Consider the following 23,711-nt stretch of genomic DNA (forward strand, 5'->3'; position numbering starts at 1 on the left):
TTTACGTTAGTTTCAAATTTTCTATCATCATAGTATCTTTATTTTCTTCTGCAACTAAATAATCATAAATCGCCATTTGTGATCTAACTTTGGTTTTACTATTGTTTGTTACATATTTATTACTGTTTGTTTTATCTATGACACGAGCTTTAACATTATCTTTAAAGTGTAAATCAATGGTATGAATAATACGTTGTTTTAATGATTCATCGTAAATAGGGCAGCCAACCTCAACACGGTGATCTATATTACGTTCCATCCAGTCGCCTGAGGTTATAAAGACTAATTTATCTCCTTGGTTATGAAAAATCATAACGCGTGGGTGTTCTAGGTACGAATCAACAATAGAAATGACTTTAATATTGCTACTTAAGTCTTTTATGCCGGGTACTAGTGAACACATGCCTCTGATCACTAGCCTTATTTTTACGCCAGCTTCACTGGCTGCGTAAAGTTTATTAATTAAACTTTCATCAACAAGGTTATTAAGTTTTAGGGTGATTTCAGCCTTTTTATTACTTTTAGCTGCTTGTATTTCGTTTTCAATAAATTGATTTAGGCGTCTTCTTGATGTTAATGGCGATACAATTAAGTGATTAAATCGAAAGCGTTTATAACTGTGAGAAATAAACGAAAATACATTATCTACTTCTTGGCAAATTTCTTTATGTTTAGTAAATAAAGCAAAATCTGTGTATACCCTAGCGTTACTTTCGTGAAAATTACCTGTGCCAATATGGGCATATTTAACTAATTTGTCATTTTCATTACGTATAATAATGCAAAGCTTTGAATGTATTTTTAGGGTTTCAATACCAAATTCTACGTTTATTCCAGCGTCTTTCATTAATTTAGCCCATTCAATATTGGCTTCTTCATCAAAACGCGCTTTTAGTTCTACCACAACCGTAACTCTTTTACCGTTTTTAACCGCTTCAATAAGTGATTGAATAATTCTTGAGTTTTTAGCTACACGATAAATATTAATTTTAATTTCTTTAACCAAAGGATCGTAAGAGGCTTGGCGAACAAATTCAGTGAAGTGTCTAAACCTATGATAAGGGTAGTAAAGTAATATGTCGTTTTGTGTTATAGCTTCAAATACCGAAGGGTATTGAGCAAATCGTTGAGCATCTAATGCTTTAAGTTTTTCTTTAACTAAGTATTTATCACCTAAGTTTGGAAATTTGATAAAGTCTTTAAAGTGGCGATAACGAACACCAGGAACAAGATTGTCTAATTCTCTTATTTTTAACGATTTACGAAGAAAAAGTAGCATGTATTGCGGCATTTTTTCATCGTGTACAAGTCGAACTAAGTCAGCTTTTAAACGTTGCTTAATACCTTTGGACATTTGATCGAGTAGGCTTTCGTCTAATTCATCCGTTAGGTTATATTCAGCATCTCGCGTCAATTTCATTGAGTAAGCATCGATTGAGTCGTAGTCAAATACACCATGAAAAAGCTTATCGATAAAAAACAGTACCACATCGTCTAATAGTACTATTTGGCTTTCTTGATTGGGTGATGAGGTTGGTAAAATAATAAAGCGTTCAATATCGTAACGAGGGATTTCTACCAAACAAAATTGATTATTTTCATCTTTATTAAGTGAAACAAGAAAGTAAATGGCATCGTCATCAATACATGAAGATAACTGTGTTTTGTTATTAATAATAATAGGCGTTATATGACGAATAATTCGGTTGTCAAAATATTCAGCTAGCCATTCTTTTTGAACAGAAGAGAGTTTATTTTTAAAGGTTCTATTGGTTGGATCATTAAAAATAATGTTGATACGTTTCTTTTTTATTTCATCAAAAATAGTATCGGCTACAAATTTAAAGCGGCGAGTTAATTCATTCACCTTTTCTATAATATTAGTATGTAAGGTAGTCCATTCATTGGTTGAATTTTCTTGTGCTGATTCTAAAATTGCACTGCGGCGAATATTGGCAACACGTACTCTAAAAAACTCATCTAAGTTAGCAGAATATATACCTAAAAATCTTATTCTATCAACGATAGGAACGGTTTCGTCAGCGGCTTCTTGTAATACTCTTTCGTTAAAAGATAACCAACTTAATTCTTTGTCAAAATATGTCGTCATACTGCTCGTCTTTATCGTAATATCAAACAGACTAATTTGTTGTTAACAGAACAACAAATTAGTCTGATTTGCATAATTCGTCAATAATAAAAGGTTAGTATATGGACTTCTTGTTACTGATTTATTACGATTTTTATGACGGTACAGTTGTTACCCATCAATTAACGAGATACATCAACAATCAGGTCGTCAGCTAAGCATTCAATGGCATCAATTAATTCATCTATTTGTTGGTCATCTACAGCAACAGTTACTTTTGCTTTAAATAATTCTTGACCACTATGAGCGGCAATTTCTGTTTTACTAACGACTTTAAGTAAGTTGCCACCTTGCTTATGAATAACCGAAGAAACTTCTTGTATAATGCCTTCACGATCGTTTGCAGTTAGTTCAAGAATAATACTAGGCTGTTTTACATTTTGTGCGTTGTCAGCAATTTTTATAATACTTTCTAAACCGTCAATTTCTTTGAGTGCGTCAACTAACTGGGCACTTTTATCTACTGCTACTGCAATTTCAATTGAACCAGAAAAAAAGCCTGACATATGGTGCAAACTACTACTTTTCCAGTTGCCGTTATGTTGGCGAACAACGTTCGATATGGCGTCTACTAATCCTGGGCGGTCTAAACTAATAAAAGAAATAATGATGTTTTGCATGTTGTTTCCTTCTGCTTCAAGGCGTTTATAAGTATGGAGGTTTTTATTATTATTCGTGTGAATAGCTAAGTTGTGAAAGCTCTTTGTTGAGTTGTTCGCTATCACCAAGATTCAATTCTATAAGTCTACGTAATATAGAAATACTGTCGAGATCAATAGAGTTACAATGTAACCTTATTTCCGAGTCGTGTTCGTGCACAATAGTGACATTCATTGATACTTTCGAATCTTCACCATCGAGTGAAAAATGCAATATGCCTGTTTGATCAGCTAAATCGGGTTTGTCTACGCTGCATTTTATTAATGCACCTGACATTGAAATGTCGTGAAGGCTCACAGGGTAGTCTATGTTGTTTACTGTCAACCTAGCATCAATTGAAAATAATACCCGTGTAAAAATTCGTCTATTTTCCATAACTGCACTCAATTTAAGTTATTTATCACTTTAGCATAGTTGGTTTGAACTAACTTTGAAACAAAAATGGAAACTTAAATGGGAAATAACAAAGCACATCACGCGTGATATGTGCTTTGTTTTATATGGATATTAACCTATTTTTTTGTATTTAATTCTATGAGGTTCTAACGCAGCAGAGCCAAGCGTTTTCTTCAACCATTCGTCGTATTCAGTAAAGTTACCTTCGAAGAAATTAACTTGGCCTTCATCACGGTAATCAAGAATATGCGTAGCAATTCTATCTAAGAACCAACGGTCATGCGAAATAACCATAACACAACCTGGAAACTCTAAAATAGCTTCTTCTAAAGCACGTAAAGTTTCAACATCTAAATCGTTGGTTGGTTCATCAAGTAGTAATAAGTTACCACCCACTTTAACCAGTTTAGCTAAATGTACACGGTTACGTTCACCGCCTGATAAGTCTTTAATAAACTTTTGTTGGTCGTTACCTTTAAAGTTAAATCTACTACAGTAAGCTCTTGCTGGAATTTGGTAAGTGCCTATTTCTATAATATCGGTACCTTCAGAGATTTCTTGGAAAACTGTATTGTTTTCGCCCATGTTGTCTCTGAATTGATCAACACTAGCAAGTTTAACGGTTTCGCCTAGCTCTGCTGTACCACTGTTGGCTTCTTCTGCGCCAGACAGAATTTTAAATAATGTTGACTTACCTGCGCCGTTAGCACCGATAATACCCACAATAGCCCCTTTAGGAACACTAAAGCTTAAATCATCAATCAATACTCTGTCGCCAAACGACTTAGTTAAGTTTTTAACATCTAATACTTTATCGCCTAGGCGTGGCCCCGGTGGTATATAAAGCTCGTTAGTTTCATTACGTTTTTGAGATTCTTGACTATTAAGTTTTTCAAACTCAGCCATACGCGCCTTACTTTTAGTTTGGCGCGCTTTAGGATTTGAACGTACCCATTCAAGCTCTTGTTTAATGGTTTTTTGTAGCGCGCTTTCCGCTTTACTTTCTTGCTCTAAACGTGCGTCTTTTTGTTCTAACCAAGAAGAGTAGTTTCCTTCCCATGGGATACCGTAGCCTCTATCTAGTTCTAAAATCCAACCAGCAACGTTATCTAAGAAATATCTATCATGGGTGATTGCTACAACGGTACCAGAGTAGTCGTGTAAGAAGCGTTCTAACCATGCAACCGATTCAGCATCTAAATGGTTGGTTGGTTCATCAAGTAGCAACATGTCAGGTTTTTGTAATAATAAATGGCATAAAGCAACACGACGACGCTCACCACCACTTAATACCGCTATTTTTTGATCCCACTCGGGTAAACGTAAAGCATCAGCTGCGCGTTCTAAAACGTTATCAATGTTATGACCGTCTTGACTGTTAATAATATCTTCAAGTTGACCTTGCTCTTTTGCTAGAGCATCAAAGTCAGCACCTTCTTCAGCATATTCGTTATACACTTGATCTAAACGCGCGATTGCATTTTTTACTTCAGAAACGGCTTCTTCAACAACTTCTCGAACGGTTTTGCTTTCATCTAATTGCGGTTCTTGCGGTAAGTAACCAATATTAGTGCCAGCTAAAGCTTTTGCTTCACCTTCAAATTCAGTATCTACACCAGCCATAATACGGAGTAGGGTTGATTTACCTGAACCGTTTAAACCTAGAACACCAATTTTAGCGCCAGGGAAAAACGATAAAGAAATATCTTTTAAAATAGTACGCTTAGGAGGAACCACTTTTGATACGCGGTTCATCGACATGATAAATTTATCTGGTAATGGTTGAGCCATAGAAAAACCTTTTGCTTAGAGATGAAATTATATGGCCTATATTTTAGGTTATTCGAGGGAGATTAAGCAAATATGATTGTAGTAATTTTGTGAATGAAATTAAGGAGAAGATTCGCTGTATTTTGACAACAGCTTTGTTACTGAAATAAAGCAAGTGTTGTGAAAAATTAACGTCATTAAACAGATTTTAATTGGTGTAAAATACAACAATCTTCAACGTGATGATTTTTACAAGAAGAAGCTAAGGTAGCAAGTGATTGTTCTAGCAAGGCGAGCTCTCTTTGGCTTTGTTGAATACGGGCTAATTGATCCGCAATAATTTTATCTACGCTAGCACATGATGCTTTAGGATCTTGTTGTACATCTATTAGGAGTTTTATATCGCTAATAGCAATATTTAACTCTCTGCACCGTCTAATAAATATGAGTGTTTCAACATTTTTCTGTTGGTACTGCCTATAACCATTGTCTTTTCGCTTTGGAGCTGCCAATAAACCTATTTGTTCATAATAGCGAATGGTTTTGGCGGGTACTTGTGCCTTATCTGCTAATTCACTTATTTTCATCTTGACCTTCCAGTAGCTGTAACCTTTAAACTTTGCATATCATATAATACCTTGTAAGAAATACCACTTATGTTTAACTCTGCTTCACCCGCAATACTTGTTTTTACTTTAAGCTTACTACCGCTGAGTTATGCCAGCGGAATTGAAATGGAAGATGAGCACCACGAACAAGATGAACACGAACATGCCGATAAAGTAGAAAAAATTATTGTACAAGCAACACGTTCTGGCCGAATTGCAGATGAGCAACCTATTCGCGTAGAGCTTATTAATCGAGAAGAAATTGAAGAAAAAGCCGCTATGCGCCCGGGTAATATTTCAATGTTAGTTGCTGAAACTGGTGGCGTACGTATGCAAACAACTTCACCTGCTTTGGGTAGCGCCAATATTCGATTACAGGGTTTGTATGGTCGTTATACACAATTGCTGGCAGACGGTTTACCTCTTTATGGTAATCAAGCTTCTTCTATTGGTTTAATGCAAATACCACCTACCGATTTAGGTCGTGTTGAAATTATTAAAGGTTCAGCTTCATCGTTATATGGTGGCTCAGCATTGGGTGGAGTCATTAACCTTGTATCCAGAAAACCAAGCGACGAACTAAAAGGTGAAATGCTTCTCAATGCAACCACGCGTAACGGACAAGATCTTACGTCGTACATTGAAGCGCCATTGACTGATTCTTTTAAAGGTTCGTTAACCGCAGGCGCTCACTACCAAAAAGCGCAAGACATTGATCATGATGGCTGGGTTGATTTAGCCGATTATGAAAGATATACCGCTCGACCTCGACTTTTTTGGGAAGGCGATGCTGGTGAAACCCTTTATGCAACAGTAGGAGTTATGACTGAGCAACGTGTAGGCGGAAATTCAGTCGGTGGAACCGTTGCTGATGGTAGCTTCTATCAACAATTACAGGAATCACAACGTATAGATAGTGGTTTAGTTTTTAATATGCCTGTTTTAGACTCTCTTACTTTGAACACCCGAGCATCAGCTATGGTGCAAGATCATACTCATGGCTACGGTGAAATTACTGAAGATGATCAACACGAAAGCTATCTACTTGAAACCAGCCTTGCAGGATATAGCGATAAAAGTGACTGGGTTGTTGGTGTAGCTTATCAATCTGAGATTTACGCTTCTGATACTTTTCCTGAGTTTGATTATTCTTATGAAGTCCCTGGGATATTCGCTCAATTAGATTATGAACTGAGTGAAAAACTCACTACGTCTTACAGCGCTCGTGTAGATGAACACAGTGAGTACGGCACGCAGTTTAGCCCCAGAATATCGCTGTTATATCGCCCTTCAGATTTAACCATAAGAGGTTCTTTTGGGCGTGGTTATTTTGCTACAACACCCTTTGTTGAAGAAATTGAAGCTGTTGGTTTATCAAGGCTTGAAAAAATAAAAAACTTACAAGAAGAGCAAGCTGAAACTGCTTCTCTTGATTTTACCTATACTTTTGAAAATATTGAAACCAGCTTGACCTTATTTGGTTCAAACGTAGATAACGTGGCTAAACTAGAAGCTTTTTCATCGAATAACGATAATGTTTTAGACGGTATAAGATTGTTAAATACCGAAGGTGAAAGCAAAATTCGCGGTTCAGAAGTTTTGCTACGTTACCACTGGGAAGACATCAAATTGACTGCGAGCTACTTATACTTAGATGCGACAGAGTTATCTCCAAATGGACAAGGTAGAAGACAAATTGCATTAACACCACAACATTCCGCTGGTTTTGTTGCAATGTGGGAGCAACATGGAAACTTTAGAGCGGGATTCGAAGCTTATTATACAGGGCCGCAACGGTTAAATGATAATCCTTATATTGATGAGTCGGATCCATATTGGCACTTAGGTTTAATGGGAGAAATGACCTTTGGCCGCTTAAGTTGGTTTATTAATTTAGAAAACTTATTAGATGTAAAGCAAACAGATGAGCATCCATTATTATTACCCTCTAGAGCACCTACAGGGCAATGGACAACAGATATATGGTCTCGTAATGACGGATTTATTGCAAATGCTGGTGTTAGAATTAAATTTGGCGACTAACTATGATCATTAAATATTGAAGGCTGTATAGCCTATAAATTTATCGTTTAAACTTAAAGCTACTATACCCGTCATAGTAGCTTTTTTTATTTTAGGTGGAATGCCTTTTATCAATTTAAGCGCCGTTTAAACAATAACAAAGTGTCTGCTTAACATGTTAACAATGCACGCTGATGGTGCGTTTTATTGGTGCATTCGTATTTGTTTGCTAGCAACTTAATATTATATTTTATTTGTTTTTATCTAGAATAAAAATACCTATCCCTTTATTTACAAGGTCTGTATGAAGGTCTTCGTAGTGGTGTAAATTTTTTATTTCGCTATTTTTATAGTGGCATATATAGTGCTATCTCATAGTCGGTATCAATTTTAAATACGACTATAGGTTCAATATGTATCGCAATCAAAACACTTCTGTTTTTGAAAAACCCTCTTTAGTGATTATCGGCAATGGAATGGCGACGGGCAGGTTATTAGACGAAATATTGGAGCGAACGCCGGGGCAGTATCAAATTACGGTTATAGGAAAAGAACCTTACGGAAGTTATAACCGCATTATGTTGTCGTCTGTACTGGCAGGTGAAACAACGATTGATGGCATTATTCAAAAAACACCTCAATGGTATAAAGATAATCAAATTAAATTTATCAGCGGTACTCATGTTTCTCATATAGACAGTGAAAATAAAAAACTGGTCTTACAAAACAGTCAAAACCATGAAAGCCTTGAAGATCAAAAAATTATTTCATACGACGAACTTGTGCTTGCGGTTGGTTCTCGTTCTGCAAAAATTTCTGCTAAAAATCAAAACGTAAAAGGTTTGTTTAACTTTAGAGATATTAAAGACACCGAGCAAATTCAGTCTTTTGCTAATCAAGCCTCTGCGCTGAAAGGCGAAGAGGGTAAAGATAAAAAAGCCTTGGTTATTGGTGGTGGATTATTAGGTTTAGAAGCGGCTTATGGTTTAGCGATAAGTGGTGTAAAAGTTACCTTAATACATCGTAATAAATGGTTGCTAAATCGTCAGTTAGACCAAGTGTCTGGCACTATGCTGAAAAACATTATGGCTGCTAAAAATATTAATTTTATTTTAGGGCACGAAGTTGCGCAATTTACCAGTAAAACCAACAAAGAAGGTGAAAACGTTTTATCGGGTGCAGAATTAACGAATGGTGAAACGATTACTGCTGAAATGGCGGTTATTGCAACAGGGATCACGCCAAATAAAGAATTAGCGGTTAGTGCAAATATTATTGCGGAACGTGCCATTGTTGTTAACGACTTTATGCAAACAAGCAATAGATATATTAGCGCGTTAGGTGAATGTTGCCAGCATAAAAACTCAACATTTGGATTGGTTGATCCTATTTGGAGCCAATGTAAATCGCTTGCTGAACGATTGTGTCTTGGCCGTTTATCTGCCTTTAAAAATGCTCCAGTGCCAACAAAATTAAAAGTGTCTGGTGTACAGCTGTTTTCTGCTGGTGTTGTTGAATCATCTGATACCACACAAACATTTGTTCTTACCGACCAAAAGTCATCTATATACCGAAAAATCATTATTGAAAACGACATTATTGTTGGTGTTGTTTTATTTGGCGATGTGAGTTCTGGAATGGTGTATTTCGAGATGATGCAAAATAAACAAAAAATATTGCATGCAATGCCTGAGTTATTAATAGGTCATGAATTTATGGTCATTGAAGCTGAAAATAAAGATGAGCGTAGTGAAGCTGCGTAATAAGACAATAGATAATTTTCGGGTAAGAACGTACATTTTAGAGAGTTAAATGAATTCAAATATAATTTTTACGGATAAGCAAGACGCTACAGTTTCTCTAGCTTCTTCAATTCATAAAACCACTTGTCCTTATTGTGGTGTAGGTTGTGGAGTATCAACCACGGTTGTTGATAATAAAATAGTCGCGGTAAAAGGTGATGAAAATCACCCATCAAATTTTGGACGTTTGTGTGTAAAGGGCTCTTCGTTACATGAAACGGTTGCTGATACAGGGCGAATTTTAACCCCTAAAGTTTTTGGTAAAGAAGCCTCGTGGGAAGAAGCAACATCAACCGTTGCCGAGCATTTTAAACAAACTATTGCAGAACACGGCCCTGACTCTGTCGCTTTTTATGTTTCTGGTCAAATTTTGACAGAAGACTACTACGTTGTTAATAAATTAATGAAAGGCTTTATTGGTTCAGCAAACGTAGATACAAACTCTAGGTTATGTATGGCTTCTGCCAGTGTTGCCCATAAAAGGGCGTTTGGAGAAGATGCTGTACCTGGTTGTTATGAAGATTTAGAACAAGCAGAGGTTATTTTTATTGTTGGTTCAAACCCTGCTTATGCTCATCCTATTGTTTACCAACGTATTGTAAAAGCTAAAGAAGATAACCCTAAGCTTAAAGTGGTGGTTATTGACCCTAGAGCAACAGCAACCAGTAAAAATGCAGATCTGCACATAAAGTTAAAGCCGGGAGCTGATGCTTTTTATTTTAATGGCTTATTAGCCTTTTTAGCTGAAAACAATGCGATAGATACTGATTATATTGAACAATATTGTTTAGGTTATAGCGAAGCACTCGATACCGTAAAATCACAAATGCCTACCTTAGAAAATGTAGCAAAAGCGTGTGATATTGAACCCGAAACACTACTTGAAAGCTACCAGCTTTTTGCACAACATAAAAAGGTTGTGAGCATGTTTTCAATGGGCATTAATCAATCATCTTCAGGGGTTGATAAAGGCAATGCTATTATTAATTGTCACTTAGCTTCGGGGAAAATAGGTTATGCGGGCGCAGGACCTTTTTCTATTACAGGTCAGCCAAATGCTATGGGCGGGCGTGAAGTTGGTGGGCTGGCTAATCAATTAGCGGGTCACATGCACTTTGAAAATCCTAATGAAATTGATTTGGTTCAACGCTTTTGGAATGCGCCTAATATGGCACAAAAACAAGGCTTAAAAGCTGTTGACATGTTTGATGCTGTTAATAGCGGTAAAATCAAAGCTATTTGGATCATAGCAACCAATCCCGTAGTCAGTATGCCTAATGCTAATGTAGTCAAAAAAGCATTACAAAAGTGCCCTATGGTGGTGATAAGCGAAAGTTACGAAAGTGCAGAAACCGTTAACTACGCTGATATTGTGTTACCTGCAACTACTTGGGGCGAAAAAGAAGGCATGGTAACGAGCTCAGAACGTACCATTTCTTTACAAAAGTCTTTGGTAAGTGCACCGGGTATGGCTAAAAATGACTGGGAAATTATCAGCTTAGTTGCCCAAAAAATGGGTTTTAGCGATGCCTTTACCTATAAACATGCACACGATATTTTTAAAGAGCATGCTGCATTATCAGGTTTCGAGAATATCTCTACCGATGAAAATACACATAGAAGCGATACTGAGCATAGAGTACATCGAGCTTTTGATATTTCGGGCTTGGCTAATATATCGTTAGATGCGTATCGTGATTTTACACCAACCCCTTGGCCAATTAATGCAGAAAACCCGAAAGGGACCAAACGTTTATTTACCCAAGGCGGGTTTGCTACTAAAACAGGTAAAGCTAATTTTGTTCCTGTTGTTGCTAAATATCCGCAAGTGGTACCTAGTGCCAATCAAGTGATCATGAATACCGGACGTATAAGAGATCAATGGCATACCATGACACGTACAGGGCGAGTGCCTAAGTTAATGACGCATCTAAGTGAGCCTTTTATACAAATTCATGCTGATGACGCAATGCGGTTGAATGTGGTAGATAAAGAACTACTTCAATTAGATAATTTAGGTTCATCTTATATTGGTCGAGCACAAATAACAGATGAACAAAGAGTCGGTGAAATATTCGTTCCTATTCATTGGAATGATAGTTTCTCTAAATCAGCTAAAGTTTCAGCTTTGGTCAGCTCTATTACCGATGCATTATCGGGGCAGCCTGAGTTTAAACAGTGTCCGGTTAATATAAGTGCTTTTAACGCTAAATGGTCTGGTTATCTGGTTAGCTCAACGCCAGTAAATTTAACTACTGACTATTGGACTATGGCAACAATAGAACAAGGGGTTAAATACGTAATAGCAGACAAGCAAGATTTACCTTATTCAGCAGATAATAGTGAAGCGTTTTTACAAGCACATTTTCCTGATGTTTCTGATTGGCTGGTTTTAAAAGATGATAAAAGTCATATTTTAAGAATAGCGGGATTTGTTGATGACGTACTCACATGCTTTTTTGCTGGCGGTACGGACCTATCAATAAAATACAGCACGCAGTTTATTGAGAAACAAATAGGGCAGAAGCATAACCCTAAAACACGATTTAAACTTTTATCAGCCTTAGATTCAGATGGTTCGTTAGATGTAGGTGAAATTATATGTTCGTGTTTTCAAGTAGGCAAAAAAAACATTAAACAAGCTATTGCGTCTGGAGATTGCTCGTCTGTTGAAGCTTTAGGTAAGCAATTAAAATGTGGAACAAATTGTGGTTCGTGTATTCCCGAATTAAAGGCTTTTTTTTAGTTCTTGAGTGCGGTGTTCTTAAAGGAGTGATATCCATGAAACTTAATGGAATTGTTATTACTCCTTTTGTTCCTTCAGCTTAGTTCGGTAATTATTGGCAACAATTTTAATAATATCTCGCCAAGTAATAATACCAATAGGTTCATTTTTTTCGTTCACTATGGGTAAACAAGAAATGTGATTGTCGTCAAACAGTAAGGCCGCTTCGTTAAGTGAAATAGATGATTTTGCCGTTACAAGGTTTCTACTCATAATTAAATGGACTTTTTTGTGTAACAAAAAAGTATCTTTAGCAGTTTCTATACGAGTGCCTACAGATGGGCTTAAGTGTTTAAATATGTCTCTGTCAGTAATAATTCCCATTAATTCTTTATTATGGAGAATGAGAATGTGATGAATGTTTTTTGCATCGATGATCTTTTTGGCTTTTTCTAAATTGTCATCCATATCTAAGGTAATTAAACTACGCGACATGACAGTTTCTACACTCATAAGCTTGTCCTTATTTAATTAAGCTGTAACAAACAGGTCTTAATATATTCTATATTTTAGTATACTAGGCAAATAAATACTAAATCATTATAGGTAAAAGATCGTTATGACAGATCAACAAAATATTATCAAAACATTTATGACTGATGTAAAAGTCTCTCAAACCTTATGGGCTTTAAAGGAACCCGAGTCAGAAAACTATGTGGTACTAGACTCAGTTAACTTTGAAAACACAGAAGTAATGCCTTTGTGGTCAAGTGCTGAACTTGCGCAAAACCATTGCTTTGAAGAATGGGAAGACTACCAGCCAACAGAAATTTCAGTTGCTGAATGGATGGAGTTTTGGATTGAAGACCTAAATGAAGACAATATTATTATTGGACTTAATTGGCCTGAAGAGGGCGATTGTGTAGAAGTTGAATTGGCTGAATTTACACAACTACTTTCTGAAGTTGAAGTTTATAAATAAATATAAACAAATTAGCTCTAAAACTTATTAGGTTATAGGGCTCATTTTTATCCAATCTTAATTCTTGTAAACACATCTGTCACAAAACTGTAATATTAATGACATATAATTTAATTTGAACTTAATATTTATAGTAGATAAAGGCAGATTTAGTGGCTCTAGCATTTAAATCAACTGGCACACGTCAGCTTAAAAACTCTTTAGCAAAATGGTTAATTACACTCGGTGGTATCAGTGTGTTATTTACCCTTGTGCTAATTTTTATGTATTTACTTTACGTAATTAAACCTGTTTTTGACTCAGCAACTGTAGAACAGACCTCTCAACTTTCTCTTACGTCTTCAACCAAAACATTAAGTGTTGGTGTTGATGAACTAAAAGAAGTGGCCTATCAAATTAATGAACTAGGTGATATTCGCTTTTATCGTTTAACTGATAAAAACGGATATAAAACAGGAAGTCAGTTGTTTTCACAGCAATTAATTTCTAACGGTGGTGAAGTTAAACACATTGTTGATTCAGGCATTAATTACAAACTGATTGTTGACTCAAATAACAATAACCTAGTTATTGCTCCTAAGTTTCAATCTGTTTACACCGCTGACAGCCGTGAGATTATTGCGAGAATTGATTACCCGTTAGGAGAAGAACCGCTAGAGCTTGACGAAAGCAATGCAGGTTTCTCTAAAGTTGCTTTTGCAATGAACTCTGAAAAGGCTGTGTTTGTTGCAAAAACAGACGACGGCCGATTAATAAAAACCACATTGGTATCAGAAGATAGTTTTGATTATGACCCCGCTTTTGAAACTGTTTTTCAAGAGATAGAGTTTTATTCAAAAAAAGTTGATGAAATTCTGATTACACCTGACTTATCGTTAGCCTTTGTTCAAAGTGGCAATACTATATCTGTATTTGAATTAGACGATGAATACAGCGTTACTTTAAAAACGGAAATAAAACCTAAGAAAACCATTACCTCTATGGCATTGCTTTCGGGTAGTAGCTCTATTCTCATTGGTGACAATAAAGGAAATATTAGTCAGTGGTTTGAAGTGGCTGGAGACAGTGGTAGAGACTTTCAAGAAATACGCTCATTTAACAATAGTACAGGTGAAGCTGTAGCAAAAATTTATACTGAGCAATTTCGCAAAAGCTTTTACGGGATAACGGCTACAGGTGCCGTTGATGTGTTTTATACAACCAGTGAAGCGCAATTATGGAACGGAAAACTCGTTAATACGCAACCTGATGCTTTTGCGGTATCACCAAGGTCTGACGCGATTATTACCGTTAATAACAATGAGCTAAAAATCTTTTCAGTACACAACGAACATCCTGAAGTAACGTGGTCTGCACTATGGAAGGAAGTATGGTACGAAGGGTATGCTGAACCTGATTATATTTGGCAATCTACATCGGGAACGGACGACTTTGAAGCTAAATTTTCTTTAGTTCCTATTTCTTTTGGAACCATTAAAGCGGCATTTTACGCCATGTTATTTGCAGTACCAATTGCATTAACCGCTGCCATTTATACCGCATATTTTATGACTCCGGCTTTACGTAAAAAAGTTAAACCTACTATTGAATTGATGGAAGCATTACCCACCGTTATCTTAGGGTTTTTAGCTGGACTTTGGTTAGCACCACTGATTGAAGACTACTTACCTGCAATATTCTTAATGGTGATCTTCTTACCTCTATCGACCCTTATTGCAGCGTTTGCTTGGTATAAATTACCGAAAGAACTAAAAATTAAAATACCTGAAACTTTAGCTCCGGTAATTTTAATTCCTGTTATTTTAGTCTCGGTTTACTTTGCTTTTGCGTTATCACCCGTACTTGAATTACATATGTTTGGTGGCGATGTTCGTCAATACATTACGAATGAATTAGGTATTAGTTTTGACCAACGTAATGCATTAGTTGTGGGTATTGCTATGGGGTTTGCGGTAATTCCTACTATTTTTACTATGGCTGAAGATGCAATTTTCAGTGTTCCTAGGCATTTAACCAGCGGTTCATTAGCGTTAGGCGCTACACAGTGGCAAACCTTAATTAAAGTAGTTTTATTAACGGCTAGCCCCGGCATTTTCTCAGCGTTAATGATGGGGCTTGGTCGTGCGGTGGGTGAAACCATGATTGTACTCATGGCAACAGGTAATACCCCAATACTTGATTGGAGTATTTTCCAAGGCATGAGAACACTAGCGGCTAATATAGCGGTAGAAATGCCAGAGTCAGAAGTGGGTAGCTCGCACTACAGAATTTTATTCTTAGCTGCATTTGTTTTATTCGTGTTTACTTTTGTAGTTAACACACTTGCAGAATTTATTCGTCAGCGTTTACGCGACAAATATAGCTCGTTATAAAGGCAAGTTATTAGGTAAATATGATGAAAAATAGTAATAAAGAGCAACAAAATATGAATAAATGGTTTCGTTCAGGATCACCTTGGATATGGTTGTCAGCCGGCGGTGTAAGTATCAGCTTAATTTCAGTATTAGGTTTGTTATGGCTTATCGCTTCTAAAGGTTTATCTTACTTTTGGCCAGCCGATATTTATGAATTTAAGTCAATAAACGATAAAGGTATTCACGGTACAGTGATTGGTGAAATATACGATCGTGAATTTATTCCTGCCTCTCAATTAGCACATACGGCAATTAAATTAGCGCCGGGCCAAGAAACAGTAGAGCGTTTGCTCGTTAAAACAGGTAACCGTGAGTTAGTAAGCTTAGATTTTAGATGGTTATTAGTACCAGAAATTCAAACAACAACTAAGCCTGAAGAAGTTGTTGTTATTGAACGTAGAACCAATGGTAACTTTTATGGTTATATAGAATCCGTTATTTTAGAAGGGAAAGAAGTCGATATAACTCGATTACCTGAATTACTTGAGCGTGTAGACAATTTTCAAGAAGAAATTGATTCACTACAAAAAACTCATATTGGGGCTATTAACTACAACATTGAGCGTACTCGTTTAAAAGAGCGTAAATATAAGCTTGATAACGAATTAACAGACGATTTAGCGAAAGAATTAAATAGCGAAGTTGCAACATTACAAGCTGAATATAAAGTACTTGAAGCTGAATTAATGGGCTTGCGTGAAGAAATAGCACGTGACCAGTTAGTGGTAAGAGCTATGGATGGTCAAAAAGTTACTATTAACTTTGAGCACATTCTTAAAGTAACTTATAACAACAAGCTTAACTTTTTTGAAAAGTTTTTAACCTTTTTAGAACAAATTAGCGCATTTTTAGTTGATGACCCAAGAGAAGCTAATACCGAAGGTGGCGTATTTCCAGCTATTTTTGGTACGGTGCTAATGGTGCTGTTGATGACTGTTATTGTTTCACCATTTGGCGTTATTGCGGCTATTTATTTACATGAATATGCGGGTAAAAATGCATTAACTAAATTATTACGTATTGCTGTAATTAACTTAGCGGGTGTACCTTCAATTGTATATGGTGTGTTTGGCTTAGGTTTCTTTGTTTATATGGTAGGGGGCAGCTTAGACCAATTGTTCTACCCAGAAACATTACCAAGCCCTACATTTGGTACGCCAGGTGTTATGTGGTCGGCTATTACGCTAGCGATATTAACGCTACCTGTTGTTATTGTATCAACAGAGGAAGGTTTAGCGCGAATTCCATCAGCAATGAGGCACGGTAGTTTAGCTCTAGGTGCAACAAAAGCAGAAACCTTATGGCGAATTATATTACCTATTGCTAGCCCAGCAATTATGACGGGAATTATTCTAGCGATTGCTCGTGCAGCGGGTGAGGTTGCTCCTCTTATGTTAGTAGGAGTTGTTAAAATGGCACCTAACTTACCATTAGATGGCAATTTCCCATTCTTACATCTTGATAGAAAGTTTATGCACTTAGGTTTCCATATATACGATGTAGGTTTCCAAAGTCCTAACGTAGAAGCGGCAAGACCACTTGTTTATGCAACCGCTTTATTACTCGTCACAATTATTGTTGCTTTGAATATGACCGCTGTTTCTGTTCGTAACAAATTACGAGAGAAATACAGAATGTTAGAACATTAAGCTTTTAACTTTCAGTACCGGTAAAAAATTATTTAAACAATTTATTTATATGAACAATGGAGGGACACCTCCAAAATGAGAGAAAAATATGATCTCTGTAACACCAAAAGCTTTAATTGATAGCCCAAATAAAATTGACTTAGCAAACTTGTCACCAGAGCAAGTTGCGTTAGAAATCAAAAATCTCAACCTTTTTTATGGTGAAAAACAAGCACTACAAAATATATCTATGGCGATCCCAAAAGGCCAAGTAACCGCCTTTATCGGCCCAAGTGGTTGTGGTAAATCTACGCTATTACGTTGTATTAACCGTATGAACGACTTAGTTGATATTTGTAAAATAACGGGTGAAATTAACCTGCATGGCGAAAATATTTATGGTCGTCATGTTGATGTAGCTGAGCTACGTAGAGCTGTTGGTATGGTATTTCAACGACCTAATCCATTTCCAAAGAGCATCTATGAAAATGTTGTTTATGGCTTACGTATCAAAGGCGAAAATAATCGTAGAGTTTTAGACGAAGCCGTTGAGCAAGCATTAAAAAGCGCCGCGCTATGGAATGAAGTTAAAGATAGACTACATGACAGTGCATTAGGTTTATCAGGTGGTCAACAACAACGTTTAGTTATTGCTCGTGCAATTGCTATTCAACCAGAAGTATTGTTGCTAGATGAACCCACGTCTGCACTTGATCCTATTTCAACGCTTACCATTGAAGAGTTAATCAATGACTTAAAGCAACAGTTTACTGTGGTTATTGTAACGCACAACATGCAACAAGCTGCTCGCGTATCAGATCAAACTGCTTTTATGTACATGGGAGACTTAATTGAATACAGTGATACCAACACGTTATTTACGACGCCTTCTAAAAAGAAAACAGAAGATTATATAACCGGTCGTTACGGTTAAAGTTGGTCTATCTTTAATAGAGATAACTAGTAAATTACATTATTCAATAAATACCATAAATTATAAAAGGTGAGGCATGGACAGTTTAAATATAAGTCGTCATATATCGGGACAATTTAACGAAGATTTAGAACGCATTATTAATCTTGTAATGCAGATGGGTGGTTTAGTTGAAAAACAACTAAATGAAGCCTTAGAGTCGGTAAGTCAAGGTGATGAAGACTTAGCTAAAAAAGTACTTTCAAATGATTATCAAGTCAATAACCTTGAAGTTGTTATTGATGATGAATGTACGCGTGTTATAGCTAAGCGCCAGCCTGCCGCAGGCGATTTACGTTTAGTGATGGCGATCATAAAAACCATCGCAGACTTAGAACGTATTGGTGACGAAGCTACAAAAATAGCAAAGGTAACGCTAGAGAGTTTAACCAGTAAGCATAAAGAGCTTTTACTAAATTTAGATAATTTAGGTCGTAGAGTTTTAGAGTGTTTACAACTTACACTTGATGCTTTTACGCGTATGGATGTGGAGGCGGCATTCAAAATTCATCAAATAGATGAAAAAATAGATCGTGAATATGAAGCGTTAATGCGCCAATTAATGACCTATATGATGGAAGATCCTCGTTCGATTCCTCAAGTGATGAGTGTTATATGGTCTGCAAGGGCATTAGAGCGTATTGGCGATCGTTGTCAAAATATATGTGAGTACATTATTTATTTTGTAAAAGGTAAAGTTGTGCGTCATACCAGCGTTGAAGATATGAAAAAAATATAATTTATTTAACTCATTTAATAATTTGGTAACTTATATTAAATAAGTTATCCCCACACTTTAAATTAAAGGTCTTTATTTTATCGTTGTTCGTCGACAAAGCATTTGCTAATTATAGCAAATAAGTTAATATCCGCCGCGAATTACAATAAAGAGAACCCTTTACTGGAAATTATTATGGCCAGAAACACAATATTAGGTGTCTTTGCTAAGTCTCCTATCAAACCACTAGAAAAACACATCAGGTTGGTTGCTAAGTGTAGTAAACAACTCATTCCTTTTTTCAATGCTTGTACCGCACTCGACTGGGACAAAGCTGCTGAAATCCGAACTAAAATATCAACGTTTGAAAAAGAAGCTGATGCGTTAAAGCGCCAAATCAGGTTAGGGTTACCGGGTGGTTTATTTATGCCCGTTGAACGTACAGATTTACTTGAGCTACTCTCTAAGCAAGACAAAATAGCAAATAAAAGTAAAGACATTGCAGGGCGTGTTTTAGGGCGTAAAATTGTTATACCTGAATCGTTACAAGTGTCTTTTATTGCTTATTTAGAACGTAATTTAGATGCTATTGAAAAAGCAACGGAAGCGATTAATGAATTAGATGATTTATTAGAAACCGGCTTTAGAGGTATTGAAGTTGAGTTGGTTGAGAAAATGATCCTTCAATTAGATTTAATTGAAAATGACACTGACTCAATGCAAATCAAGATTAGACAAGAATTATTAGCAATTGAAGCCGATTTAAACCCCGTAGATGTGATGTTTTTATATCAAATCATCGACTGGGTGGGCGAACTTGCCGATATAGCGGAGCGCGTAGGTGCTCGTTTAGAAATTATGTTGGCGAGAAAATAAGGGTTAGTAATGGATATTTTAATTTCGAGTGGCTCAACTCTCATCATAATGGCTGCAGTTGTTGGCTTTTTTATGGCGTGGGGCATAGGTGCTAACGATGTTGCAAATGCAATGGGAACCTCTGTTGGCTCTAAAGCATTAACCATTAAGCAAGCAATTATTATTGCGATGATTTTCGAATTTGCAGGTGCTTATTTAGCTGGTGGTGAAGTTACATCGACTATTCGTAAAGGTATTATTGACTCAAGTTATTTTGTTGATTCGCCTGAATTACTTGTATTTGGCATGATTTCAGCTCTTTTTGCTGCGGCAACTTGGTTATTGATAGCATCAATACTTGGCTGGCCTGTTTCAACGACTCATTCAATTGTTGGCGCTATTATTGGTTTTGCTGCTATTGGTGTGAGTCCTGATACTGTTGCTTGGGGGAAAGTAGGAGGTATTGTAGGTAGTTGGATAGTAACGCCTCTCATATCGGGGGTCATTGCTTTTGCTATATTTAACAGTGCACAAAAACTCATTTTTGATACAGATAACCCTTTAAAGCAAGCTAAACGTTATGTGCCTTTTTATATGTTTTTAGCAGGCTTTGTATTAGCGCTAGTAACCATTAAAAAAGGTTTAAAACATATTGGTTTAGAAATTGGTGTGCAAGAAGGTTATATTTACGCGATTATTGTTGCACTCGTAGTCGCTGTTATTGGTAAAATATTTATCTCTCGTCTTAAGTTTAACGAAAAAGCAGCTAAAACAACGCTTTATGCTAACGTAGAAAAAGTGTTTGCTGTTTTAATGATAGTAACAGCATGTTGTATGGCATTTGCTCACGGTTCAAACGATGTAGCTAACGCTATAGGGCCACTAGCAGCCGTTGAAAGTATTATTAGTAATAATGGTGAAATAGCTAAGAAAGCCGCTATTGCTTGGTGGATATTACCACTCGGTGGCTTTGGTATTGTTGCGGGTCTTGCATTATTTGGACACAAGGTTATTGCAACTATCGGAAACGGTATAACGCATTTAACTCCAAGTAGAGGATTTGCTGCAGAATTAGCTGCGGCTTGTACTGTTGTTATTGCTTCAGGTACAGGGCTTCCTATTTCAACAACGCAAACATTAGTTGGTGCAGTATTAGGTGTAGGAATGGCGCGTGGTATTGCTGCTATTAACTTAGGTGTAGTGCGCAATATTGTTATTTCATGGGTTATTACGTTACCAGTTGGTGCTGGGCTTTCAATCCTATTTTTCTGGATACTAGAAGCTTATTTTACTTAATTGTAGTGATTAACGTGCCAAGCTAAGTTATTAGGCTGGTTTTTAACAAACGTAAAAAAGCCCCGATAATTTATCATTATCGGGGCTTTTTAATAAATACTAATCTATTACGTACGAGCAGTAACTTCTAATAAATGGTAACCAAATTGTGTTTTAACAGGACCTTGAACTTTGTTAAGTTCTGCACTGAATACTACTTCATCAAACTCAGGTACCATTTGACCACGACCAAATGAGCCTAATTCTCCACCTTGTGCTTTAGAGGGGCAATTTGAATGCTCTTTAGCAACTTTAGCAAAGTCTTTACCTGCTTCTATTTCTGCTTTAAGTGCTAAACATTCTTCTTCAGTATCTACTAATAGGTGACGAGCTGACGCTTGACTCATAAACTTTCCTTAAGTGTTATTTTATAATTAGTCGAACAATATCGTAATTTTTCGATCATTTAAACCGTGATTAGTTTATTTTTAATTTTATTGGTGATTGAAGAAAGTAACTAAAAGATAGATGATATCAACACAAGTATTATTACAGCATGACTTAAACGAATGAATTTGCCTAATTTAAAACATTTACAATATTTTTTGTCTTTACATGAACATCAAAACTTTAATCGGGCTGCAGCAGCTTGTTATGTAAGCCAATCAACATTAAGTAGCGCGATATTAAAACTTGAAGAACAACTTCACTGTCAGTTAATTGAAAGAGATCATAAATCTTTTATTTTTACTGCACAGGGCTTATCTATTGTAAAAATGGCGAGAGAGCTATTAGTGTCTACTAATGAGCTGGTTACCTATGCTCAACAACAAGGAAACCCTAATGGTGGGTCAATTAGAATAGGTTGTATTCATACCATAGCTCCTTATTTATTGACTGATTTTTTACATTCCTGTCAAAAAAATATACCGGATCTTTCACTATATTTAATAGAGAGTACAACAGAAAACCTCATGCTAATGTTAGCCAACGGTGAGATTGATTTAATTGTACTGGCTTTACCCGTTGGCAAACACGGTTTTAAAAGTAAAGTCGTAGGTAAAGATTCATTTTATTTGGCAGGTAATAGTGAGTTAGTAAGACATTATTCGGAGAATAAAGACTATAAAGGTTTGCCACCACAAAGTGTTTTTTTATTGTCTGAAGAACATTGTTTAACAGATCATGCTGTATCAGCTTGTAACTTTACCGATAAAAGTCTCATAAATCCTTTCTTAGCATCTAGTATTTCTACTTTAATACAAATGACGTCATATCATAACGGAATGACTTTTTTACCGAGTATGGCGGTTAAGAAGGGGGTTGGAGTAAATGAAAACTTAACCATTACAAAGCTTGATAATTCTATGTACAGAGATATTGGTATTATGTGGCGTCCTACCACTGTTCGACAGCAGTTGTTTTTAAAATTAGCGGACTTAATCTCTGATCTTCTTTAGAGCGTTTAGGCCTTTTAGGTAACCTCAACTCGGGTTAATGAATGTTAGCGAATGAATTAAAGTTATTATTTATCAAAGGCTTAATGTGTATCGTTGTTTTCCTAAGCTATATTAGCTTCTCAACATTGATATTTTTGTGTATAACAAGGCGAATTTTTCTATCTAATAGCTGGCTATTAGTAATAAATTCAACGAAGTTAGACGTAAAAATAGCTTGTTGAGTAACTTTGCTTATCCCGAGCTGAGGTTAGGTATACATTTTGTTCAAATTAAATGCTATTTAATTTAGGCGTCATTCTATGTAAAAGAGCAACACCAACGAGTGAATGGCGTTTAAATGAACCTGTAAGGCAATGCTAGTTTGGCATTTCTGCTGTGTTATCGTTTTCTTAAGTACGAAACGCATGAATGAATTGACCTATTTTACACGAAGAATAAATGGTCATATACACAGGTTCATCGTTCCAGACTGAACCTAAGCATCTACTTCCTGTAGGTGAGGATTTTATATAGAGCGACTATGCTACACTCCTTGCGGCGAGATCAATAAATATTTAATTCGAACAAAAATAAACATAAAAGATCTATAGACCTAATTAAAGAGATACTAGAAAAGATACGTTTTTATAAGATGTTAAATTGGAATCTGTGAATAAACAAGTAAGTGGCTTATTAATCAATAAGACCACTTATTAGAATAATCAATTAATGTAGGTTTTTGCTGTTTTTACATTGAATAGCGTTTTTATCTTTAGGTGTATCACCATGCATTAAGTGATCTTTACTTTGAGAGGTTTGATTAAAAGATAATTTAGCGAGAATTTGCTGTAATTTGTCATTAAAGATAGTTGCTAATTCAAATATTTCATTCTTTTTAGTGAAACTAGATGCAGGTATGTATTCACTAGGAATAGATGATGTTAGATTGAGTAAAGGCCTATTAATAACTTCATTAAAACTATTTATTGAAAATATATTTATTTTTTTATGTTCTTCAACAAGTTTTATCACTTGGTTAGATGAGATACCTGAAGTGGTATAAGTTACTGTTTGAACAATAAACTGTTTGTCTGCAGCATGAGAAATAGTAGAGCATAAAGCAACTGTACAAAGTACGGTTGTTATAAATACTGAGACGACTTTAGATTTCATTGTTAATTCCATTATGTTTATTATCTGTTCGATGGCTTGTTGTAAGTTAAACAGTAGATAAAAATGTAACTAATTATATATCATTGACAATATAACTTCCTACACTTTTAATGCTAATTTTA

The 23,711-nt window shown here is 36.0% G+C and carries 19 protein-coding genes; 11 read left to right on the top strand and 8 right to left on the bottom strand.

The features are described 5' to 3' along the window. Position 1: 1 nt before the first annotated feature. The 5 genes from ppk1 to ACM9HF_RS19710 all read right to left on the bottom strand — a co-directional run bounded on the left by ppk1 (position 2) and on the right by ACM9HF_RS19710 (position 5,562). Positions 2-2,110 (bottom strand): polyphosphate kinase 1, encoded by a 2,109-nt coding sequence (gene ppk1, locus ACM9HF_RS19690; protein WP_473613243.1) that lies wholly within the window; start codon positions 2,108-2,110, stop codon positions 2-4. A gap of 161 nt (positions 2,111-2,271) precedes the next feature. Next, positions 2,272-2,769 carry a glycine cleavage system transcriptional repressor gene (locus ACM9HF_RS19695; protein ID WP_473613244.1) on the bottom strand — a complete coding sequence of 166 codons (498 nt, stop codon included), beginning with the start codon at positions 2,767-2,769 and terminating at the stop codon, positions 2,272-2,274. A gap of 49 nt (positions 2,770-2,818) precedes the next feature. Then, positions 2,819-3,184: a PilZ domain-containing protein gene (locus tag ACM9HF_RS19700; RefSeq protein ID WP_473613245.1), complete on the bottom strand. Its 366-nt coding sequence runs from the start codon at positions 3,182-3,184 to the stop codon at positions 2,819-2,821. A gap of 132 nt (positions 3,185-3,316) precedes the next feature. After that, positions 3,317-4,996 (bottom strand): energy-dependent translational throttle protein EttA, encoded by a 1,680-nt coding sequence (gene ettA, locus ACM9HF_RS19705; protein ID WP_473613246.1) that lies wholly within the window; start codon positions 4,994-4,996, stop codon positions 3,317-3,319. Positions 4,997-5,172: 176 nt separating this feature from the next. Then, the gene (locus ACM9HF_RS19710) at positions 5,173-5,562 is read right to left on the bottom strand and encodes a MerR family transcriptional regulator (protein ID WP_473613247.1); all 390 of its coding nucleotides are present in this window, start codon (positions 5,560-5,562) and stop codon (positions 5,173-5,175) included. A gap of 69 nt (positions 5,563-5,631) precedes the next feature. Between ACM9HF_RS19710 and ACM9HF_RS19715 the strand changes: the two genes are divergently transcribed. The 3 genes from ACM9HF_RS19715 to ACM9HF_RS19725 all read left to right on the top strand — a co-directional run bounded on the left by ACM9HF_RS19715 (position 5,632) and on the right by ACM9HF_RS19725 (position 12,153). Then, positions 5,632-7,626 carry a TonB-dependent receptor plug domain-containing protein gene (locus tag ACM9HF_RS19715; protein WP_473613248.1) on the top strand — a complete coding sequence of 665 codons (1,995 nt, stop codon included), beginning with the start codon at positions 5,632-5,634 and terminating at the stop codon, positions 7,624-7,626. A 392-nt stretch (positions 7,627-8,018) separates the two neighbouring features. Then, positions 8,019-9,368 carry an NAD(P)/FAD-dependent oxidoreductase gene (locus ACM9HF_RS19720; RefSeq protein WP_473613249.1) on the top strand — a complete coding sequence of 450 codons (1,350 nt, stop codon included), beginning with the start codon at positions 8,019-8,021 and terminating at the stop codon, positions 9,366-9,368. Between the two features lie 49 nt (positions 9,369-9,417). Further along, positions 9,418-12,153 carry a nitrate reductase gene (locus ACM9HF_RS19725; protein ID WP_473613250.1) on the top strand — a complete coding sequence of 912 codons (2,736 nt, stop codon included), beginning with the start codon at positions 9,418-9,420 and terminating at the stop codon, positions 12,151-12,153. A 57-nt stretch (positions 12,154-12,210) separates the two neighbouring features. Here ACM9HF_RS19725 and ACM9HF_RS19730 read toward each other — a convergent pair whose 3' ends face one another. Continuing rightward, positions 12,211-12,645 (bottom strand): CBS domain-containing protein, encoded by a 435-nt coding sequence (locus ACM9HF_RS19730; RefSeq protein ID WP_473613251.1) that lies wholly within the window; start codon positions 12,643-12,645, stop codon positions 12,211-12,213. A 106-nt stretch (positions 12,646-12,751) separates the two neighbouring features. Here ACM9HF_RS19730 and ACM9HF_RS19735 point away from each other — a divergent pair, with 106 nt between their 5' ends. From ACM9HF_RS19735 to ACM9HF_RS19765, 7 genes are all read left to right on the top strand, one after another. Next, positions 12,752-13,114, top strand: coding sequence for a DUF2750 domain-containing protein (locus ACM9HF_RS19735; RefSeq protein WP_473613252.1), 363 nt, complete (start codon positions 12,752-12,754; stop codon positions 13,112-13,114). Positions 13,115-13,377: 263 nt separating this feature from the next. Next, positions 13,378-15,486: an ABC transporter permease subunit gene (locus ACM9HF_RS19740; protein WP_473618338.1), complete on the top strand. Its 2,109-nt coding sequence runs from the start codon at positions 13,378-13,380 to the stop codon at positions 15,484-15,486. A 53-nt stretch (positions 15,487-15,539) separates the two neighbouring features. Further along, a complete protein-coding gene (gene pstA / locus ACM9HF_RS19745) occupies positions 15,540-17,177 on the top strand; it encodes a phosphate ABC transporter permease PstA (RefSeq protein WP_473618339.1) in 1,638 nt (545 codons plus the stop codon). An 88-nt stretch (positions 17,178-17,265) separates the two neighbouring features. Beyond that, positions 17,266-18,090, top strand: a complete 825-nt coding sequence (gene pstB, locus ACM9HF_RS19750; protein ID WP_473613253.1) for a phosphate ABC transporter ATP-binding protein PstB — start codon at positions 17,266-17,268, stop codon at positions 18,088-18,090. Between the two features lie 76 nt (positions 18,091-18,166). After that, the gene (phoU, locus tag ACM9HF_RS19755; RefSeq protein ID WP_473613254.1) at positions 18,167-18,868 is read left to right on the top strand and encodes a phosphate signaling complex protein PhoU; all 702 of its coding nucleotides are present in this window, start codon (positions 18,167-18,169) and stop codon (positions 18,866-18,868) included. 174 nt (positions 18,869-19,042) lie between these two features. Next, positions 19,043-19,723 (top strand): TIGR00153 family protein, encoded by a 681-nt coding sequence (locus ACM9HF_RS19760; protein WP_473613255.1) that lies wholly within the window; start codon positions 19,043-19,045, stop codon positions 19,721-19,723. 9 nt (positions 19,724-19,732) lie between these two features. Beyond that, positions 19,733-20,998 carry an inorganic phosphate transporter gene (locus ACM9HF_RS19765; RefSeq protein ID WP_473613256.1) on the top strand — a complete coding sequence of 422 codons (1,266 nt, stop codon included), beginning with the start codon at positions 19,733-19,735 and terminating at the stop codon, positions 20,996-20,998. Positions 20,999-21,105: 107 nt separating this feature from the next. Here the strand turns inward: ACM9HF_RS19765 and ACM9HF_RS19770 are convergent, their stop codons facing one another. After that, the gene (locus ACM9HF_RS19770) at positions 21,106-21,384 is read right to left on the bottom strand and encodes a peptidylprolyl isomerase (protein ID WP_473613257.1); all 279 of its coding nucleotides are present in this window, start codon (positions 21,382-21,384) and stop codon (positions 21,106-21,108) included. Between the two features lie 162 nt (positions 21,385-21,546). Between ACM9HF_RS19770 and ACM9HF_RS19775 the strand changes: the two genes are divergently transcribed. Continuing rightward, positions 21,547-22,437, top strand: coding sequence for a hydrogen peroxide-inducible genes activator (locus ACM9HF_RS19775; RefSeq protein WP_473613258.1), 891 nt, complete (start codon positions 21,547-21,549; stop codon positions 22,435-22,437). A gap of 705 nt (positions 22,438-23,142) precedes the next feature. On the opposite strand, the gene ACM9HF_RS19780 is transcribed toward ACM9HF_RS19775, so the two are convergent. Beyond that, positions 23,143-23,589: a hypothetical protein gene (locus ACM9HF_RS19780; protein WP_473613259.1), complete on the bottom strand. Its 447-nt coding sequence runs from the start codon at positions 23,587-23,589 to the stop codon at positions 23,143-23,145. Positions 23,590-23,711 lie beyond the last annotated feature (122 nt).

The organism is Colwellia sp. RE-S-Sl-9, assembly GCF_048296855.1.
Taxonomy (GTDB): domain Bacteria; phylum Pseudomonadota; class Gammaproteobacteria; order Enterobacterales; family Alteromonadaceae; genus Pseudocolwellia.

What these genes read in the sequence shown, in the direction of transcription:
- ppk1 (WP_473613243.1), bottom strand. Translation starts at nt 2,110, where the DNA reads ATGACGACATATTTTGACAAAGAATTAAGTTGGTTATCTTTTAACGAA.
- ACM9HF_RS19695 (WP_473613244.1), bottom strand. Translation starts at nt 2,769, where the DNA reads ATGCAAAACATCATTATTTCTTTTATTAGTTTAGACCGCCCAGGATTA.
- ACM9HF_RS19700 (WP_473613245.1), bottom strand. Translation starts at nt 3,184, where the DNA reads ATGGAAAATAGACGAATTTTTACACGGGTATTATTTTCAATTGATGCT.
- ettA (WP_473613246.1), bottom strand. Translation starts at nt 4,996, where the DNA reads ATGGCTCAACCATTACCAGATAAATTTATCATGTCGATGAACCGCGTA.
- ACM9HF_RS19710 (WP_473613247.1), bottom strand. Translation starts at nt 5,562, where the DNA reads ATGAAAATAAGTGAATTAGCAGATAAGGCACAAGTACCCGCCAAAACC.
- ACM9HF_RS19715 (WP_473613248.1), top strand. Translation starts at nt 5,632, where the DNA reads ATGTTTAACTCTGCTTCACCCGCAATACTTGTTTTTACTTTAAGCTTA.
- ACM9HF_RS19720 (WP_473613249.1), top strand. Translation starts at nt 8,019, where the DNA reads ATGTATCGCAATCAAAACACTTCTGTTTTTGAAAAACCCTCTTTAGTG.
- ACM9HF_RS19725 (WP_473613250.1), top strand. Translation starts at nt 9,418, where the DNA reads ATGAATTCAAATATAATTTTTACGGATAAGCAAGACGCTACAGTTTCT.
- ACM9HF_RS19730 (WP_473613251.1), bottom strand. Translation starts at nt 12,645, where the DNA reads ATGAGTGTAGAAACTGTCATGTCGCGTAGTTTAATTACCTTAGATATG.
- ACM9HF_RS19735 (WP_473613252.1), top strand. Translation starts at nt 12,752, where the DNA reads ATGACAGATCAACAAAATATTATCAAAACATTTATGACTGATGTAAAA.
- ACM9HF_RS19740 (WP_473618338.1), top strand. Translation starts at nt 13,378, where the DNA reads ATGTATTTACTTTACGTAATTAAACCTGTTTTTGACTCAGCAACTGTA.
- pstA (WP_473618339.1), top strand. Translation starts at nt 15,540, where the DNA reads ATGAATAAATGGTTTCGTTCAGGATCACCTTGGATATGGTTGTCAGCC.
- pstB (WP_473613253.1), top strand. Translation starts at nt 17,266, where the DNA reads ATGATCTCTGTAACACCAAAAGCTTTAATTGATAGCCCAAATAAAATT.
- phoU (WP_473613254.1), top strand. Translation starts at nt 18,167, where the DNA reads ATGGACAGTTTAAATATAAGTCGTCATATATCGGGACAATTTAACGAA.
- ACM9HF_RS19760 (WP_473613255.1), top strand. Translation starts at nt 19,043, where the DNA reads ATGGCCAGAAACACAATATTAGGTGTCTTTGCTAAGTCTCCTATCAAA.
- ACM9HF_RS19765 (WP_473613256.1), top strand. Translation starts at nt 19,733, where the DNA reads ATGGATATTTTAATTTCGAGTGGCTCAACTCTCATCATAATGGCTGCA.
- ACM9HF_RS19770 (WP_473613257.1), bottom strand. Translation starts at nt 21,384, where the DNA reads ATGAGTCAAGCGTCAGCTCGTCACCTATTAGTAGATACTGAAGAAGAA.
- ACM9HF_RS19775 (WP_473613258.1), top strand. Translation starts at nt 21,547, where the DNA reads ATGAATTTGCCTAATTTAAAACATTTACAATATTTTTTGTCTTTACAT.
- ACM9HF_RS19780 (WP_473613259.1), bottom strand. Translation starts at nt 23,589, where the DNA reads ATGAAATCTAAAGTCGTCTCAGTATTTATAACAACCGTACTTTGTACA.